The sequence below is a fragment of the Methylobacterium amylolyticum genome (genome assembly GCF_030700245.1).
Classification (GTDB): Bacteria; Pseudomonadota; Alphaproteobacteria; order Rhizobiales; family Beijerinckiaceae; genus Methylobacterium.
The window spans coordinates 130,082-146,502 of record NZ_JAUYZI010000009.1 but is presented as its reverse complement, the minus strand read 5'-3'; the positions used below and the strand labels follow the sequence as shown (position 1 = coordinate 146,502).

The window sequence follows — 16,421 nt, the reverse complement described above, 5'->3', positions numbered from 1 at the left end:
GCGGGCATCACCGGCTCGCTGGAGCTGATGCAGACCCGCATCGGCCAGGGCCGGCTCAAGGACGTCGACCGCTACATGGCCGCCGCGCAAGGCGCCGCCCAGCGCGCCGCCGCCCTCACCCACCGCCTGCTCGCCTTCTCCCGCCGCCAGACGCTCGACCCCCGCGCCACCGACGTCAACCGCCTGGTCGCCGGCATGGAGGAGCTGATCCGCCGCACCGTCGGCCCGGCCGTGCGCATCGAGACCGATCCCGACCCCGACCTGTGGCCGGCGCTGGTCGACCCGCACCAGCTCGAGAACGCGCTGCTCAACCTCTGCCTCAACGCCCGCGACGCCATGCCCGAGGGCGGCCGCATCACCATCGTCACCGCCAACCGCCGCCTCGACGAAGCCGCCGCCCGCGCCGGGGACGTCCCGGCCGGCGACGCGATCCCGCCGGGGGCGTACCTGTCGCTGTGCGTGGCCGACACCGGCACGGGGATGAGCCCGGAGGTGGTGGCGCGCGCCTTCGACCCGTTCTTCACCACCAAGCCGACCGGCCAGGGCACGGGGCTGGGCCTGTCGATGATCTACGGCTTCGCCCGGCAGTCGGGCGGGCAGGTGCGGATCGCCTCGACGCCCGGGCGGGGGACGCGGGTGTGCCTGTACCTGCCGCGCCACGACGGCCCGGCGGAGGCGGCGGCCGCCGTGGCCGGCCCGGGGGCGGCGCCGCGCGCCGAGCGGGGGGAGACGGTCCTGGTGGTGGACGACGAGCCGACGGTGCGGATGCTGGTGACCGAGGTTCTGGAGGATCTGGGCTACACGGCGATCGAGGCGGGCGACAGCGCGGCGGGGTTGCGGGTGCTGCACTCGGACGTGCGGGTCGACCTCTTGGTGACCGATGTCGGCCTGCCCGGGGGCATGAACGGCCGGCAGATGGCCGATGCCGGCCGCGCCCGCCGCCCCGCCCTCAAGGTCCTGTTCATCACCGGATACGCCGACACCGCGGCCCTGAACCCCGAGCACCTCGACGCGGGCACGCAGGTCCTCACCAAGCCCTTCTCGGTCGAGGCCCTCGGCACCCGCATCCGCGGCCTGCTCGCCCCCTGACGCCAGAGCCGCTCCCGATCGCGTTGCAATCGTGCACGGCTCCAAGCCTTCGTTTCGACGCGCGCTCTCGCGCCGAGCCGGTGTCCACCTCGGCGGAGAGCGCTCTCAGGCGCGCCGGGACGGGCGGGATCCGCACCGGATCACCACCGGTAGCTGATGCTGCCCAGCACCTGCCGCGCCTGGCCGTAGAAGCACGCGTTCACCGTCTGGCACGACGAGACGAAGCGGCGGTCGGCGAGGTTGGTGGCGTTCACCTGGAAGCGCCAGCGCTCCCAGTTGTAGTGCACCTGCGCGTCGAACAGCACGTAGTCCGGCACCCGGAACAGGTTGGCCTGATCGGCGAACGAGCGCCCGACGTAGCGGACGCCGCCGCCGAACCCGAAGCCGCGCCAGTCGCCCGTCGGGATGGTGTAGTCGACGAAGACGTTGGCGAAGTTCTCAGGGATGTTCACCGGCACCTTGCCGATCAGGGCGGTGTCGCCGTTCCGCTCGTTGGTCAGGCCGTAGATCGTGTAGGAGGCGGACACGTTGAGGCCGTCGAACACGCTGGCCACGAGCTGCGCCTCGAAGCCGGTCGAGCGCACCTCGCCGAGCTGCGACTGGAACAGCGGGTTGGTCGGGTTGGCCGTCAGCACGCCGTTGCGGTGGATGTCGAAGCCCGCGAGCGTCAGGACGTAGCCCTGCCCCGGCGGCTCGAACTTCACGCCGCCTTCGAGCTGCGTGCCCGTCTCCGGCCTGAAGGTCTGGTTGTTGATGTCGGTCCCGATCAGCGGCTGGAACGAGGTCGAGTAGCTGAGGTAGGGCGCCAGACCGAAATCGAAGTTGTAGATCAGCGCCGTCCGGTAGGTCGTGCCGGTATCGTTGCGCCCGTTGCTGTTCCGGCCGTTGTTGAGCTTGTCCTTGATCTGGTTGTCGACGAAGTCCGCGCGGCCGCCGAGCACCAGGGTCAGGCGGTCGGTCAGCTTGATCTGATCCTGGGCGTAGAGGCCGAGCTGCTTGAAGGTGTCGAAGTTGACCTGGTAGGGCCCCGGTATGCCGACGGTCGGGCCGTAGGCCGGGGCGAGGATGTTCAGGTTCGGCGCCGCGTAGAACGGGTTGGCCCCGAAATTCGTCCCCTGGTTGTCGCTCAGCCGGTAGTCCTTGTAGTCCAGGCCCATCAGCAGGTCGTGGCGGAAGAGCCCGTCGAAGAACCGCGCCTCGGCCTGGTTGTCGACCTGGAAGATGTTGACCCGGTCCTTGACCAGGAACTGGTAGCGGGCGAGCTGCGTCTGCGTCGCGTCGCTGAGATCGTAGCCGTTGCCGATGTAGGAGTTCTGGTAGCTGTCGCCGAACGAGTAGCGCAGGTTCTGCCGGACCGTCCACGTCTCGTCGAAGACGTGCTCGAACTGGTAGCCGAGGAACGCCTGATCGCGCTGGAACGTGTTGAAGGTCCGGTCGCCGACGTTGGTCGAGCGCAGGATGCGCAGGCCGAGCGCCTGCGGCCGCACGGTGCCGGCGTAGGGCAGGAAGTTCGCCGAGACGCCGGTGTTGTCGCGCTGGAACGCGGTCAGCACGGTGAAGGTGGTCGCCCCGTCCGGCTTGTAGGTGAGGGCGGGGGCGATGAAGTAGCTGTCGTCGGGCAGCCCGACGATCTGCGTGCCGCCGTGGCGGGCGTAGCCGGTGAGCCGGTAGAACCAGTGCCCTTCCTTGTCGACCGGACCGCCGAAGTCGAACGCGGCGTACTTCTGGCCGTAGGAGCCGCCGCCGACCTCGACGTAGCCGAGCGGATCGAAGGTCGGGCGCTTGCTCACCTGGTTGATGATGCCGCCGGGCGAGCCCGCGCCGAACAGCACGGAGGCCGGCCCGCGCAGCACCTCGACGCGCTCCAGCCCGAAGGTGTTGTACCGGAAGTAGCCGAAGCCGTAGTTCAGCGTCTGCAGGCCGTTCAGGTAGAGGCCGTAATCGCTCGCGTTGAAGCCGCGCAGGAGGAAGTAGTCCAGGCGCGTGTCGTAGCCGAACGGGCTCGCGTAGGTGCCGGCCACGTACTGCGTCGCCTGGGACAGGTTCTGCGCGTTCTGCGCGTCGAGCTGCTGGCGCCCGACCACCGAGATCGATTGCGGCGTCTCGATGAGGGGCGTGTTGGTCTTCAGGGCGGTGACGGAGCGCTTGGCCACGAAGCCGTCGATCGGGCCGTTCGGGTTCTCCGGCGCGCCGGGGCCCGGCCGCACGGCGGGGACGGGCCCGTAGCGCTCGCCCGCCGGACCCTGGCTCTCGACGCTCAGCTCCTGGAGTTGCACGCTGCTGCCGGCCGAGCCGCCGCGGGGCGGGAGATTCGCCTGCTGGGCCTGGGCGGCCTGGAGCGCGAGCAGCGATGCGCCCGCGAGGGCGGCGGCGCGCAGGGCGCCGGAACGGAAGCGAGAGATGTGCATGCGACGCCGGCCCCAGAACCCCGATGCGGGCAGCCGTCCGCGTTCGCCGCGGCGGGCCGCGTCGGTGGAGGGACAGCGCTCTTTAGAACAGGAATAAACTGCTGTTGTCGTTGGTTTTTCTGTATCCGGAATACGATCGGCCCGCGGGCCGCACAAGCAGGGCCGGATACAACGCCCGCGTCTGTGGCGGCCCGGTCACAGCCGGGTTCGGCCGCCCCTCCCACCGGGGCGGGACGCCCTACTCGGCGGCGATGCCGGGGGCGGCGGGCGCGTCGGCGGCGCGCGTGAACTGCGCCGCGTGGAGGCGGCGGTAGGCGCCGTCGGCCGCGAGCAGGGCCTCGTGCCGCCCCTGCTCGACGATCCCCTCGGGCCCCACCACGACGATCCGGTCGGCGCCGCGGATCGTGGCGAGGCGGTGGGCGATCACCAGCGTTGTGCGCCCCTCCGCGAGCGCGTTCAGCGCCCGCTGGATCTCGCGCTCGGTCTCGGTGTCGAGCGCCGAGGTCGCCTCGTCGAGGATCAGGATCGGCGGGTTCTTGAGGAACACCCGGGCGATCGCCACGCGCTGCTTCTGGCCTCCCGAGAGCCTGACCCCGCGCTCGCCGATCTCCGTGTCGAGCCCGAGCGGCAGGCCGTCGATCAGGGCGTCGAGGCGGGCGCGGCGCGCCGCCTCCAGGATCTCCGCGTCGGTCGCGCCGAGGCGGCCGTAGGCGATGTTCTCGCGCAAGGTGCCGGCGAACAGGAACACGTCCTGCTGCACGATGCCGATCTGCCGGCGCAGCGAGGCGAGCGTCAGGTCGCGCACGTCGGTGCCGTCCACGGTGACGCGGCCGGCATCGACCTCGTAGAAGCGCGGCAGCAGCGAGCACAGGGTGGTCTTGCCGGCCCCCGAGGGCCCGACGAAGGCGACCGTCTCCCCCGCCGTCACCGCGAGGTCGAGGTTCGCCAGGACCGGCCGGTCCGGGCTGTAGCCGAAGCGCACCCCCTCGAAGCGGATGTCGCCGCGAAGCTGCCCGGCGTCGCGGGCGTCCGGCCGGTCGACGATGTCGGGCTCGGTGGCCAGCAATGCGCTGTAGCGGCGGAAACCGGCCACCCCCTTCGGGTAGGTCTCGACCACCGCGCCGATCTTCTCCAGCGGCCGGTAGAACACGCCCACCAGCAGCAGGAAGCCGACGAAGCCGCCGGGCGTCAGGTCGCCGCGCACCACGTAGGCGGCGCCGCCCAACAGCACCACGATCTGCACGAGGCGCAGGCCGAGATAGTGGATCGACAGGCTCGCGGCCATGATCCTGTAGGCTTCGAGCTTGGTGGCGCGGTATTTCAGGTTGTCGAGGGCGAACAGCCGCCGCTCGTGCGGCTCGTTGGCGAAGGCCTGCACGACGCGCATGCCGCCGACATTCTCCTCGATGCGGGCGTTGAAGGCGCCGACCCGGCCGTACTGGGCCTGCCAGTTGCGGGTCATGCGGCCGCCGTAGCGCACGACCACGACGGCGATCACCGGCAGGATCGCGGCGGTGAGCAGCGCCAGCGGCGGGTGGACGACGAACATCAGCGCGAAGGCGCCGAGCAGCGTCATCACCGCGATGAACAGGTCCTCCGGCCCGTGATGGGCGACCTCGCCGATCTCCTCCAGGTCCTTCGTCACCCGGGCGACGAGGTGGCCGGTCTTCTGCGCGTCGTAGAAGCGGAACGACAGCTTCTGGAGGTGGTCGAAGGCGCGGGCGCGCATCTCCGTCTCGATGTTGATGCCGAGCACGTGCCCCCAGTAGGTGACGACGACCATCAGCCCGGCATTGGCGACGTAGATCAGGGCCAGCGCCGCCGCCGCGAGCAGGATCAGGCCCCAGTCCTGCTGGGGCAGGAGCCGGTCCACGAACGCCTTGACCGCCATCGGGAAGCCGAGTTCGAGCAGGCCCGACAGGACGGCGCAGCCGAAATCGACGAGGAACAGGGTGCGGTACGGCCGGTAATACGCGAGGAACGCCTTCAGCATGACCCTTCCGTGCGGCGGGCGACGGGGCAGAGGGCGCCGCAGGAGGCGACGCCGGGCAGACGGTAGCGCAGGCAGCAGACCCGCCGGCAGGGCGCCCCCCCGGGACCCGGGCACAGCCCCTGCGCGAGCGGACTTCTACGGGAGCAGGCCGCGCCGCGCCATCCGAGCGCCGTCCCGGCCTCCTCCAGCACCGCGGGCTCCCGGGCCGGGCCCCGGGCGAGTTCCCGCGCGACGTGGTCGAGGATCACCGCCGCGTTGCACCAGACCACCCGGGGCGCCAGCCCGCAGCGGGCGTGGCACAGGTCGACGAAGGGCCGCAGGTGGCCCTCGACCAGGGCGTCGAGGCTCGGGTCGAGGGTGCCGCGCCCGCCCTCGGACAGCAGCAGGCGCGCGGGCCGGCCGGCGGCGTCGAGGTCGAGGCCGACCGCGTCGAGGGCCAGCGGCAGGGCGCGGCCGAGGCGCACCAGGGCGGTCAGCGCCGGGGTGGCGAGGGTCGCGAGGTAGAACTGCGACCAGTACGAGACCACCGCCCGCGGGTCGGCGTCGCCGAAGCCCGCGCCGAACCGGGCGGTGACCGCGTCGAACACCGCCGGCTCGCGCAGGGCCGCCACCGGCAGGGTCTCCGGACCGCCGGGCCCCGCGGCGACGCCGCCGCCGAACGCGGCCAGGGGCTCCGGCACCAGGGGCGCCAACTGGGCCGCGACATCGTCGATCGCCGCTCCGCTCACGACGCGGCCCCCGTCGCCCGGTCGCCCGCCCGCTCGGCCGCCCGGTCCGCGGCGAGCGTCCGGGCGATCGCCCGGGCGAGCCACGCCACCGAGGCGGCGTAGAGCGGGATCGCCAGGGCGAAGTAGCCCGGCCAGCCGATCGCCCCGGCGAGCGCGGGCGAGCCGACGCGCAGGGGCATGGCGGCGAAGAAGGCCGCCCCGAACAGGATCGCGTAGTCGGTGGCCGGGCGCGGCCCCTGCGCCCAGCGGTAGATCATGTTGAACACCGGAACCCCGAGGCCGCCGCCGCAAACCATGCCGAGCACGGTCGCCGCCACCCCGAGCCGCGGCAGGCCCCAGGCGCAGGCGGCGAGCATCAGCGCGCCGGAGGCGGCCACCCCGAGGCCCGAGACCGCGATCAGCCGGACGGTCCCGAACCGCACCGCGAGGCCGCCCGCCACCAGGGCCATGACGAGGTTGGCCGCCGGCAGGACGCTGCCGGTGAGGAAGCCGACCTCGGAGAGCGGCACGCCGAGATCGAGCAGCGCCAGGGTGTTGGAGCCGGACAGGACGTAGGCCGCCGCGAAGTAGGCGCCGAGCACCAGCACGACCGGCATCAGCGCCCGCAGGCGCCGGAGATCCGCGGTCCGGGCCCCCGAGGCGGGCGGTCCCCGGCGCAGGCGCGCCTCCGGATAGGCCAGCATCGGCAGCAGGCAGAGGGCGTCGAGGCCCGCGACGCACAGTGTGGCGGCCCGCCATCCGAAGGCGTCGTAGTCGCCGACCAGGACGCCGACCCCGAGGATGCCGCCGAGGGAGGCGCCGCACAGCTTGGCCGAGGCGGTGTAGGCCCGCCGCGCGCCCGGCACCGTCTCGACCACGAGGGCTTCGAGCGCGATGTCCATCGTCGCGACGCAGACCGCGCAGGCCACCGCCACCGCCAGCAGCGCGGGGAGCGGCCAGCCCTCGCCGAAGCTGAGCGCGACCAGCAGGGCGACGGTCGCCGCCTGCGCGGCGGCGATCCAGCCGAGACGGTGCGACAGTAGCGGCAGCCGGATCCGGTCGACGAGGCCCGCCCAGAGGAAGGTGAGGCCGATCGGCAGGTTGATGAGTTGCAGCAGGCCGACCTCGGCGAGGTCGATGCCCCGGGCGCGCAGGATCAGCGGTGCGCCGCCCGACAGCCAGCCCAGCGTCGTCCCGAAGGTGATGTACAGGCAGAAGAACGGCGCGAGCTGGCGCGCCAGCACCAGCCGGGCGCGCAGCGGTGCCGGCCGGGCCTCCGGGATCGATCCGGGCCCGGCGCCGTGCGGCTCAGCGCGCACCGGCACCGGCACAGGCACCCGGCCGCGGCGCGGCGGGGCGCGTCCAGAGCGTCGATCCGGGACCGGACATCGGGGCACCTCGCCGCGCGCTGCGCGTTCTCGCCGGCAGGGCTCAGTTTAAAACGAAACTAAACTGTTGTCCTGCAATCGAAAAACGCTTTAGGGCCTCGCGGCGCGGCGCTCAAGGCCGCCGGCGCCCGGGGACGATCGGCCGCGCCCGGCGCGGGCGCACGGGCCCCTCGCGCCGTCGCCGATCGTCGGCGCAGCCCCTCGGCAGCCCCGCGCGTTCACACCGTGTCCCAGGATGATGGAGACCCCGATGCTCCCTTTCGTGACCGAGGCGGTCGAGCGCTTCCGGGAGGATCTCGTGCGCTGCGCCAGCGGGGCGCTCACGCGCGGCGGTTGCCGCGCGGCGATCGGCGCCACCGACGCCGCCCTCGCCCGGCAGGTGGCGCAGACGGGCGGGCTTCCGGCGGCGCGGCGCGCCTTCCTCGACGCGGTCGAGGCCTACACGGGCGGCGGCGACGCCACGGCCGCGCTGGCCCGAGCGCCGCAGCAGGACGAGGCCTTCCTCGGCGGCGCGCTCGCCGCCCTGCGCGCCTTCCGCGCGGCGCTGGAAGAGGCGCGCCCGGCCGCGCCCTGACGCGCATCAACGCCGGAGGGAGTACCGATCCGGCGAGCGCGCACGTCACGGCGATGATCGGCGGCCTCAGTCCCAGTCGATGTCGAGGGAGCGCTCGAAGGCGGCCGCGGACATCTCCTTGCCCTTGGCGTCGGCGACGGTGATGTCCCGGAAGCCGCGGCGGGCCAGTTCCCAGGTCTTCTCCATCGCCTGCTCGTCGGTCCCGCACGCGAAGGTCATGACGCGGCCCGTCGGATCGATCCCCTTCACCGTGAACACGACATCCTCCTCGCCCCGTCCTCCTATATGGCGCGCCGGCCGGGGACCGCGAGCGGGAAACCGCCGCGACCGAACCGTTCCCGCCCTCGCCCGTTGCCGTCGCACCGCAACCGGACGGATCGCTGCATGACGCGCCTGCCCCTCGCCCTCGCCCTCGCCCTGACCCTGCTGCTGGCCGGATCCGCCACAGCGCAAGTCGCCACCGGAGGCGTCGTCACCGGAGGGGCCGGCAACACCGGCGTCGCCGCGCCCGCCGGCACCGGGGCGGGCACCGGGCCAAGAACCCCCGCCCCCGCCCCGGCGGGCGCCGCGGCGAGCCCCAGCAACACGCCGGTGCCCGGCACGACGCCGGGCGTCGTGATCGGCGGCACGCCGACCGCGGGGCCGCCCGGCACCGGCGGGACGGCGGGCGGCCCCGGGATCGGCAACCGCTAGGACGGCGCGGCGCCGACGGGAATACGGAGGGATGGGATGACGAAGCTGTTCATCGCGCAGGTGCGCACCGCCGCGGGGCCGGGGCCGCTCGTCACCGTGCGGGCGGAGGCCGAGGGCGAAGCCCGGCTGTTCCTGTCGGCCGCCTATCCGGAGGCGGAGATCGCGGCGCTCGACGAGCCGAGCGACTGGGTCAGCGACGCCGACACGGGCAGCCGCGCGGGCGACATCCGCGAGCACCCCGGCGTCGCGTGGCAGCCGCCCGCGAGCCGGGCCGGCTGACGGGCGGTGACGGCCCTCAGCGCCAGCCGAGGAGCACGACGTAGCCGGAGAAGGTCAGGGCCGAGGCATGACGGCGAGCGCCAGGATGTCCATCGGCGCCGGGTAGCGGGCCGGCGGCGGCTCGGCCATACAGCCATCGGCCGCAGCGGCGCGTTGCCTCTGCCGACCCTGCGCCGGAGATCCCATGCGCTCCCGTTCGCACGCCCCCGCGCACGCCCCCGCGCGCGCCCTGCTGCTGGCCGCCCTCGCCGTGCCGGTGCCGGCGGCGGCCGGGCCGGACCCGAGCCGGGACGTGCTCTGGGCGGCGCTGAAGACCTGCGTGCTGGCCAAGCGTCTGGCGGGCAAGACGTTTCCCTGCCTGTCGGTCGATCTCGGCGACGGGGAGCGGCCCGGCTCGGCGGTGCTGCGGGCCCCGGGCCAGCCGACCCACACCGTGGTGATGCCGACCGTCACCGTCTCCGGCCTCGAAGCGCCGGTGCTGCGCGGCCCGCACGGGACCGCCTACTGGCGCGCCGCCCTCGACGCCCGGCGCTTCGTGACCGAGCCGCTGAAGGGCCGGCTGCCGCCGGATGCGGTGGGGCTCGCGGTCAACTCGGCCCGGGGCCGCAGCCAGGACCAGTTGCATATCCACCTCGACTGCCTGCGGCCGAGCGTCCGCGCGGCGCTCGAACGCCACGGACGCGGCGTGCGCGCCCGCTGGGCCCCGTTCCCGGTGCCGCTCGCCGGCGACCGGTTCCTGGCGATGCGGGTGCCGGCGGCGGCGGTCGAGGACTTCAACCCGTTCGCGGCGCTGACCGGGCTGCCGGGGCGGCGGGACCTGAGCCGGACGAGCTTCGCGGCCGTGCCGACGCAGCCCGGCGACCCCGAGCCGGGGCTCATCCTGCTCGCCTACCGCGCCCCCGCGGCGAGCGCCGAGGACGTGATGGACCACACCTGCACCCTCGCCGCGCCCCGCAGCGGCTGAGGGCGCCGCCGCCCTTGTCCCGAGCTGCCAAGGTTTCGCGCGCGGTCAAGCGGAACAATAAGCTTGGCCGGCGGTTCTGGAATCATGGAACACTACGCCTCCACGCTCGCCACGACAGCGGCCGCCGTATTCGGGCTGGTGGCCGCCGCGCAGATCCTGCACCCGGCCCATTTCGAGCACCCGGCCCGGGCGCCGCGGGCGGTGGTCGCGCAGGCCCCGGCCCCGGCCTGGACCGACCCGCCGGCGCGCAGCGCCGCGGCAACGATCGCGCCGCGCCCGGTGGCGTTGGCGGAGACGACACTCGCGGAGACGATGCCCGCCGAGACGGCGCTCCCGGCCCCCCGCGCGCTGCCGGTCGAGGGCGCGGCGCGCCCGGCCGAGGCGGCGCCGGAGCGGGCGCGCAAGGTCGCGGCGGCGCAGAAGCGGCGGAGCGCGGCGCGGACGACGCACCAGCGCCAAGCCACCCTCGCCCCCCCGGAGCCCCCGTCTGCCGCGGCGGCGCCGGCCCGCGACCCGAACCGGATCGACCCGATCGGCGACCTCATCCGCGGCCTGGGCCTCGGCCGCGACGGCTGATCCCGACCGCGGCCCGGCGACGGCAGCCATCCGCGATGAGCCCTTCCGGCCGAGGCGATCCCGATCGCTTCGGCCGTCTGCGCGTGCGGGCCGAGACGCCGTCCGGCGCAGCGCGCGATCGAAGACCGCGCCGCCGCCGGGGCGCGTCGCTTCGCGGGCGCAGATGGCGCGGGCGCATCGATCGGTGCAGTTCGGCCGGACGAGGCGGCGGTCCAAGGCGGCGGTCCAAGGCGGCTCGGCGCCGGACGGCGCGTCCGGTCCCGATCAGGGCGCCGCTTTCCACGGCACGGCGGACCAGGATCGGGCCGTCCTGCCCGGCGTCTCATCCCGAGATGCCGCGTCGGCGGCCTCGGAGGCGGGTTCCAGGGATCGCAGGGGTGGCTGGAGGGCTCCTTCGAGGCCTCCGCTTCGCTCCGGCGCCTCAGGATGAGGGGGGCTGGTGGGATTTGCCGCCACCGGGTGCGGACCGCAGCGCGACCGGGACCGGCTCAGGCCGTCGCGGCGGCCTCTCAGGTCGAGGCCAGGGGATGCATCCGATCAACCTCGGGACCAGCAGTCTGACCGTCAGCGGTTGGCGGTGGTCACCGGCGAGGTGAGGCCGCCCAGCGAGACCCAGGCGACGGCGTCCTGGCTCTCGCGCTTGACGAACACGTAGCCGGTGCGGTGCCAGGGCAGGACGGCGCCGGTCTTGTTGTCGAGCACGAGGTCGCCGCGGTCGGTGATCAGGGTCAGCACGGCGTGGCCCTCGCCCTTCTCGTCGATGACCACGGTCATGCGCATGGCCCGGCGCGGCAGGCCGGCCTCGGCGAGCAGGCGGCGCTTGAGGAGCTGGAAGTCCTCGCAGTCGCCGATGCCGTCCTCGGCCAGATCCCAGCGGTCGGCCACGTGCAGGTGGTCCATGTCGGTCATCGGCTGGATCGTCTTGTTGACCCGGCGGTTGACCGCCACGATCGTGTTCCAGACCGCTTGCGTGAGGGTGATCCGCGCCGGCTCCGCTTGGTCCACCGCGCACTCGGCGGCGTAGCCCTGGCAGAACGCCACCCACGCGGCGAGCGGCTTGGCGGGCCCGAGGGGCGTGGCGCCGACCTCCGTCGGCAGGCTCGCCAGCACCTGCGCCTGGGCCGCGCCCGCCAGGCCCGCGCCCGCCAGGCCCGCGAGCGCGGCGATCCCGACCACCGCGCCCCGTACCGCCCTGAGAAGACCCGCGCCCATCGCACCCGTCCCCGTTTCCTGGGACAGGATCGCTCCGGGCCTCCTCCGCGGCGCTGAAGCGGATGCGCGCAATTTTATCGATTCGGGGGGCACGGCGCCCCGGGCCGCACTCGTCCCGCGGCAGTCCCAACGCGAGGCTCCGGAAAGCCGGCAAATCCGCGCGGTCGCGCAGAGGAATCGGAAACCCTGACGGTCAGGACCCCAGCAGCTTGATGAAGGCGGCGCCCGCCCCGAACAGGGCGGCGCCCGCAGCCATGCTGGACATCACGATCTGCCACGGTGCGAGCATTCGGTCGCGCTCGAGCTTGAGCGCTTCGGCCGCGAGCTTGTCCCGCTCGGCGCCCAGCTTCAGGCGCTCGGCAGCAAGCTTGTCGGCCTCGTCCAGTGCGCGGCGGATGCGGGCGCGCTGTTCCTCGAAATCGAGGTTCACGGGTGCGGGCGTGTCCACCATCCGAGTCGCCTCCCGACCGGTCGATGGCCGTGTCGGCAAGGTGGACGACCTTTCCCGAGTCATCGACAAGGCGACCGAGGCATGGGGATCAGGGCTCCGAACTCGGGTTCACGACCCGCAACCTGTGAGAGATGCAACCCCCTCTCTCCCACGCAGTCCGTCATTCCGGGGCGCCGCAGACGAGCCCGGACCCGAAGGGGCACGCCGACAGGCGGGCAATCCAGAACCGCCGACAGTGCCGAGTCTTGCGCGCCGAGTCTTTGCATGCCGGGTCTTGCGCGCCGAGTCTCGCGCCCCGAGACTTGCGCCATGCCCGGCACGCCGGGGCGGTTCTGGATTGCCCGCCTCCGGCGTGCCCCTTCGGGTCCGGGCCCTGCTGCGCAGTCCCGGAATGACGGGGCCTCTCGCAATAAACCGCCACGCCGCCTGCTCGAATTTCGCCCGAAATCACCCGGACACCGGACGCATGGATCTCAACACCATCGAGGCCGTCCTGAGGCCGGCCGGGCGCGGCGACCTCGCCGGGGGGCGGGACGGGGGGCGGGACGGGGACGCGTGGCTCGCCGGCGGGACGTGGCTGTTCTCCGAGCCGCAGCCGGACCTGCGCCGCCTCGTCGATCTCGGCGCCCTCGGCTGGGAGCCGCTGCGCCCCTCCGAGGCCGGGCTGGAGATCGCCGCGACCTGCACGCTCGCCCGGCTCGCGCGGCTGGAGCCGCCCGCGGACTGGGCCGCGGCGCCGCTGATCCCCGGTTGCTGCCGGGCGCTGGTCGGCTCGTTCAAGGTCTGGAACGCGGCGACCGTGGGCGGCAACCTGTGCCTCGCGCTGCCGGCCGGGCCGATGGCCGCGCTCGCCTGCGCGCTGGACGCCGATTGCCTGATCTGGACCCCCGACGGCGGCGAGCGCCGCCTGCCGGCCCGCGACTTCGTCCTCGGCCCCCGCCGGACGGCGCTCGGGCCCGGCGAGGTGCTGCGCCGGATCGACGTGCCGGCGGCGGCCCTGCGGCGGCGCGCGGCGCTGCGGCGGATCGCCCTGAGCCCGGAGGGCCGCTCCGGCGCGCTGCTCGCCGGCACGCGCGGCCCCGAGGGCTTCGCGTTGACCGTCACCGCCGCCGTGCGCCGGCCGGTGCACCTCGCCTTCGCCGCGATGCCCGGGCCGGAGGCCCTGCGCGCGGCGCTGGCGGAGACGATCGCGGCGGCGGACTGGTACGACGACGTGCACGGCGCCCCCGACTGGCGCGCCCACGTCACCGGCCTGCTCGCCGAGGAGATCCGGGCCGAACTGGCGGAGGGCGGGGCATGAGGGTCGTCGTCACATGAGGGTCGTCGTCACATGAGGCTCGTCGTCAACGGCCACGCCCAGGAGGCGCCCGCGCGGCCGGGCCAGTGCCTGCGCACGCTGCTGCGCGAACTCGGCTGGTTCGGGGTCAAGCGCGGCTGCGACGCGGGCGATTGCGGCGCCTGCACGGTGCACCTCGACGGCGAGCCGGTCCACGCCTGCCTCGTGCCGGCCTTCCGCGCCGAGGGCCGGGCGGTGACGACGATCGAGGGGCTGGCCGGCCCCTGCCGTCCGGGCGATCCGATCCCGGAGCACCTGCATCCGGTCCAAAAAAGATTCCTGGCGGCGCAGGGCTTCCAGTGCGGGTTCTGCACGGCCGGGATGATCATGACGGCGGCCGCCCTCGACCAGGGGCAGCGGGCCGATCCCGGCGCGGCGCTGAAGGGCAATCTCTGCCGCTGCACCGGCTACCGGGCGATCCGCGACGCCCTCGACGGGTGCGCGCACGCCGAGGCCCCGGGCCCCGACCCGTTCGGGCGGAGTCTGCCGGCGCCGGCCGGGCCGGCGGTGGTGACGGGCCGGGCCGCCTACACCTTCGACCTCGCGATGCCCGACGCCCTGCACCTCGCGGTGCTGCGCGCGCCCCACGCCCACGCGCGGATCGCGGCGATCGACGCGGCGGCGGCGCTCGCCCTGCCCGGCGTCGTCGCGGTGCTGACCCACGCCGACGCCCCGGCGCGGCGCTTCTCCACCGCCCGCCACGAGAACCCGGCGGACGACGCCGCCGACACCCGGATCCTCGACGACGTGGTCCGGTTCGTCGGCCAGCGGGTCGCGGCGGTGGTGGCCACGAGCGCGGCGGCGGCCGAGGCCGGGTGCCGGCTGATCGCCGTGACCTACGCGGTCCGCCCGGCGGTGCTCGACCCGGTGGCGGCGATGGCGCCCGGCGCGCCGCTGGTCCACGACGGCGCCGACCGGCCGGGGGAGGACGCGCCGCCGCTCCTCCCCCACCCGAACCTCGCGGCCGAGGCGCACGGTCTGATCGGCGACGTGGAGGCCGGGTTCGGCGCGGCCGCCGCGGTCTACGAGGAGACCTTCACCACCGCCCGGGTGCAGCACGCGGCGCTGGAGACGCACGGGGCGCTCGGCTGGCTCGACCCGGACGGCCGGCTCGTCATCCGCACCTCGACGCAGGTGCCGTTCCTGACCCGCGACGCGCTCTGCGCCCTGTTCGACCGGCCGCGGGAGAGCGTGCGGGTGCTCACGGCCCGGGTCGGCGGCGGCTTCGGCGGCAAGCAGGAGATGCTGGTCGAGGATCTCGTGGCGCTCGCCGTGCTGAGGACCGGCCGGCCGGTGCGCTACGAGATGACCCGCGAGGAGCAGTTCACCGCCACCACCACCCGCCACCCGATGCGGGTGCGGGTGAAGCTCGGCGCGGCCCGCGACGGCCGGCTGACGGCGATGCAGCTCCACGTGGTCTCGGACACCGGCGCCTACGGCAACCACGCGGGCGGGGTGCTGCACCACGGCTGCAACGAGTGCATCGCCCTGTACCGCTGCCCGAACAAGCGGGTCGACGGCTACGCGGTCTACACCCACACCCTGCCGGCCGGGGCGTTCCGCGGCTACGGCCTCAGCCAGACGATCTTCGCGGTGGAATCCGCCCTCGACGAGCTCGGCCGCCGGCTCGGCATCGACCCGTTCGCCATGCGCCGGCTCAACGCGGTCCGGCCGGGGGACGCGATGGTCTCCACCAGCCTGGAGCCGCACGACGTGACGTTCGGCAGCTACGGCCTCGACCAGTGCCTCGACCGGGCCGAGGCGGCGCTGGCCGAGCCCGGCGCCGCGCCGCCCCCGGGCTGGCGCGTCGGGCAGGGGATGGCGGCGGCGATGATCGACACGGTGCCCCCGCGCGGCCACCACGCCCACGCCCGCATCGCGCGCGAGGCGGACGGGACGTTCACCCTGCGGGTCGGCACCGCCGAGTTCGGCAACGGCACCAGCACCGTCCACGCGCAGATCGCCGCGCAGGCGCTGGGCACGGGCCCCGACCGGATCCGCCTCGTCCAGGGCGACACCGACGCGGTCGCGCACGACACCGGCGCCTACGGCTCCACCGGCACGGTGGTGGCCGGGCAGGCGGTGCTGCGGGCGGCGACCGCGCTCGCCGCCCGGCTCCCCGGGGCGGCGCCCGGTGCGGTCGTCGAGGCCGAGGGCCGGGCCGACGGCTCGCCCCGCTCGGTCGCCTTCAACGTCCAGGCGTTCCGGGTGGCGGTGCATCCCGGCACCGGCGCGGTGCGGATCCTCCGGAGCGTGCACGCCGCCGATGCCGGGGTGGTGGTCAACCCGATGCAGTGCCGCGGCCAGATCGAGGGCGGGATCGCGCAGGCGCTGGGCGCCGCGCTCTACGAAGCGTTGCGCCTCGACGCGGACGGCCGCGTCGTCACCCGCGTGTTCCGGGACTACCACGTGCCCGCGCTGGCCGACGTGCCGGCCACCGCGGTGCTGTTCGCCGACACGACCGACAGCGTCGGGCCGCTCGGGGCCAAGTCGATGAGCGAGTCGCCGTTCAACCCGGTGGCGCCGGCGCTGGCCAACGCGATCCGCGACGCCACCGGCGCGCGGCTCACCGCGACGCCGTTCGCCCCGGACCGGATCTACCGGCAGGTCGGGGCGGCGGCGGCCGGTGCCGCGCCCCCCGGCCGGGCCGAAGACTGTGTCCGGGCAGACACAGGCGCCCGACCTTAGCCGTCCCCGCGGCGTCCGGCGGATGAATTTCGTATACGCGGCGGGGTAATTACTTCTCGTTGA

General features: G+C 74.4%; 15 protein-coding genes. 8 read left to right on the top strand and 7 right to left on the bottom strand.

The features are described from left to right. Positions 1–1,089: ATP-binding protein (locus tag Q8W71_RS09305; RefSeq protein ID WP_305525062.1), on the top strand; the 1,089-nt coding region annotated here is incomplete at its 5' end. Between the two features lie 140 nt (positions 1,090–1,229). On the opposite strand, the gene Q8W71_RS09300 is transcribed toward Q8W71_RS09305, so the two are convergent. The 4 genes from Q8W71_RS09300 to Q8W71_RS09285 form a co-directional block, all read right to left on the bottom strand. Next, the gene (locus tag Q8W71_RS09300; protein WP_305525061.1) at positions 1,230–3,497 is read right to left on the bottom strand and encodes a TonB-dependent siderophore receptor; all 2,268 of its coding nucleotides are present in this window, start codon (positions 3,495–3,497) and stop codon (positions 1,230–1,232) included. Positions 3,498–3,735: 238 nt separating this feature from the next. Further along, a complete protein-coding gene (locus Q8W71_RS09295; RefSeq protein ID WP_305525060.1) occupies positions 3,736–5,490 on the bottom strand; it encodes an ABC transporter ATP-binding protein in 1,755 nt (584 codons plus the stop codon). Then, on the bottom strand, positions 5,484–6,218 hold the full coding sequence (gene fhuF / locus Q8W71_RS09290) for a siderophore-iron reductase FhuF (protein ID WP_305525059.1): 735 nt from the start codon (positions 6,216–6,218) through the stop codon (positions 5,484–5,486). The genes Q8W71_RS09295 and fhuF overlap by 7 nt, the downstream gene beginning before the upstream one ends. Next, on the bottom strand, positions 6,215–7,480 hold the full coding sequence (locus Q8W71_RS09285) for an MFS transporter (protein WP_305525074.1): 1,266 nt from the start codon (positions 7,478–7,480) through the stop codon (positions 6,215–6,217). The genes fhuF and Q8W71_RS09285 overlap by 4 nt, the downstream gene beginning before the upstream one ends. Positions 7,481–7,835: 355 nt before the next feature. On the opposite strand from Q8W71_RS09285, the gene Q8W71_RS09280 reads away from it, so the two are divergent. Continuing rightward, positions 7,836–8,159 carry a hypothetical protein gene (locus tag Q8W71_RS09280; protein WP_305525058.1) on the top strand — a complete coding sequence of 108 codons (324 nt, stop codon included), beginning with the start codon at positions 7,836–7,838 and terminating at the stop codon, positions 8,157–8,159. 66 nt (positions 8,160–8,225) lie between these two features. On the opposite strand, the gene Q8W71_RS09275 is transcribed toward Q8W71_RS09280, so the two are convergent. Further along, positions 8,226–8,417 (bottom strand): hypothetical protein, encoded by a 192-nt coding sequence (locus Q8W71_RS09275; protein WP_305525057.1) that lies wholly within the window; start codon positions 8,415–8,417, stop codon positions 8,226–8,228. 126 nt (positions 8,418–8,543) lie between these two features. On the opposite strand from Q8W71_RS09275, the gene Q8W71_RS09270 reads away from it, so the two are divergent. From Q8W71_RS09270 to Q8W71_RS09255, 4 genes are all read left to right on the top strand, one after another. Further along, positions 8,544–8,852, top strand: a complete 309-nt coding sequence (locus Q8W71_RS09270; protein ID WP_305525056.1) for a hypothetical protein — start codon at positions 8,544–8,546, stop codon at positions 8,850–8,852. 36 nt (positions 8,853–8,888) lie between these two features. Beyond that, entirely contained in the window at positions 8,889–9,131 is a 243-nt protein-coding gene (locus tag Q8W71_RS09265) for a hypothetical protein (RefSeq protein WP_305525055.1), read from the top strand. A gap of 184 nt (positions 9,132–9,315) precedes the next feature. Continuing rightward, entirely contained in the window at positions 9,316–10,095 is a 780-nt protein-coding gene (locus tag Q8W71_RS09260; protein WP_305525054.1) for a CDP-diacylglycerol diphosphatase, read from the top strand. Between the two features lie 84 nt (positions 10,096–10,179). Next, complete coding sequence (locus tag Q8W71_RS09255; protein ID WP_305525053.1) at positions 10,180–10,671, top strand: hypothetical protein; 492 nt, start codon at positions 10,180–10,182, stop codon at positions 10,669–10,671. Positions 10,672–11,235: 564 nt separating this feature from the next. On the opposite strand, the gene Q8W71_RS09250 is transcribed toward Q8W71_RS09255, so the two are convergent. Both Q8W71_RS09250 and Q8W71_RS09245 read right to left on the bottom strand, forming a co-directional pair. Continuing rightward, a complete protein-coding gene (locus Q8W71_RS09250) occupies positions 11,236–11,883 on the bottom strand; it encodes a transglutaminase-like cysteine peptidase (RefSeq protein WP_305525052.1) in 648 nt (215 codons plus the stop codon). A 193-nt stretch (positions 11,884–12,076) separates the two neighbouring features. Continuing rightward, a complete protein-coding gene (locus Q8W71_RS09245) occupies positions 12,077–12,334 on the bottom strand; it encodes a hypothetical protein (protein WP_305525051.1) in 258 nt (85 codons plus the stop codon). 466 nt (positions 12,335–12,800) lie between these two features. On the opposite strand from Q8W71_RS09245, the gene Q8W71_RS09240 reads away from it, so the two are divergent. Together Q8W71_RS09240 and Q8W71_RS09235 are read left to right on the top strand one after the other, a co-directional pair. After that, the gene (locus tag Q8W71_RS09240) at positions 12,801–13,634 is read left to right on the top strand and encodes an FAD binding domain-containing protein (protein WP_305525050.1); all 834 of its coding nucleotides are present in this window, start codon (positions 12,801–12,803) and stop codon (positions 13,632–13,634) included. Between the two features lie 30 nt (positions 13,635–13,664). Beyond that, positions 13,665–16,358: a molybdopterin-dependent oxidoreductase gene (locus tag Q8W71_RS09235; RefSeq protein WP_305525049.1), complete on the top strand. Its 2,694-nt coding sequence runs from the start codon at positions 13,665–13,667 to the stop codon at positions 16,356–16,358. The last annotated feature ends 63 nt before the right edge of the window (positions 16,359–16,421 follow it).

What these genes read in the sequence shown, in the direction of transcription:
- Q8W71_RS09300 (WP_305525061.1), bottom strand. Translation starts at nt 3,497, where the DNA reads ATGCACATCTCTCGCTTCCGTTCCGGCGCCCTGCGCGCCGCCGCCCTC.
- Q8W71_RS09295 (WP_305525060.1), bottom strand. Translation starts at nt 5,490, where the DNA reads ATGCTGAAGGCGTTCCTCGCGTATTACCGGCCGTACCGCACCCTGTTC.
- Q8W71_RS09280 (WP_305525058.1), top strand. Translation starts at nt 7,836, where the DNA reads ATGCTCCCTTTCGTGACCGAGGCGGTCGAGCGCTTCCGGGAGGATCTC.
- Q8W71_RS09270 (WP_305525056.1), top strand. Translation starts at nt 8,544, where the DNA reads ATGACGCGCCTGCCCCTCGCCCTCGCCCTCGCCCTGACCCTGCTGCTG.
- Q8W71_RS09265 (WP_305525055.1), top strand. Translation starts at nt 8,889, where the DNA reads ATGACGAAGCTGTTCATCGCGCAGGTGCGCACCGCCGCGGGGCCGGGG.
- Q8W71_RS09260 (WP_305525054.1), top strand. Translation starts at nt 9,316, where the DNA reads ATGCGCTCCCGTTCGCACGCCCCCGCGCACGCCCCCGCGCGCGCCCTG.
- Q8W71_RS09255 (WP_305525053.1), top strand. Translation starts at nt 10,180, where the DNA reads ATGGAACACTACGCCTCCACGCTCGCCACGACAGCGGCCGCCGTATTC.
- Q8W71_RS09250 (WP_305525052.1), bottom strand. Translation starts at nt 11,883, where the DNA reads ATGGGCGCGGGTCTTCTCAGGGCGGTACGGGGCGCGGTGGTCGGGATC.
- Q8W71_RS09245 (WP_305525051.1), bottom strand. Translation starts at nt 12,334, where the DNA reads ATGGTGGACACGCCCGCACCCGTGAACCTCGATTTCGAGGAACAGCGC.
- Q8W71_RS09240 (WP_305525050.1), top strand. Translation starts at nt 12,801, where the DNA reads ATGGATCTCAACACCATCGAGGCCGTCCTGAGGCCGGCCGGGCGCGGC.
- Q8W71_RS09235 (WP_305525049.1), top strand. Translation starts at nt 13,665, where the DNA reads ATGAGGCTCGTCGTCAACGGCCACGCCCAGGAGGCGCCCGCGCGGCCG.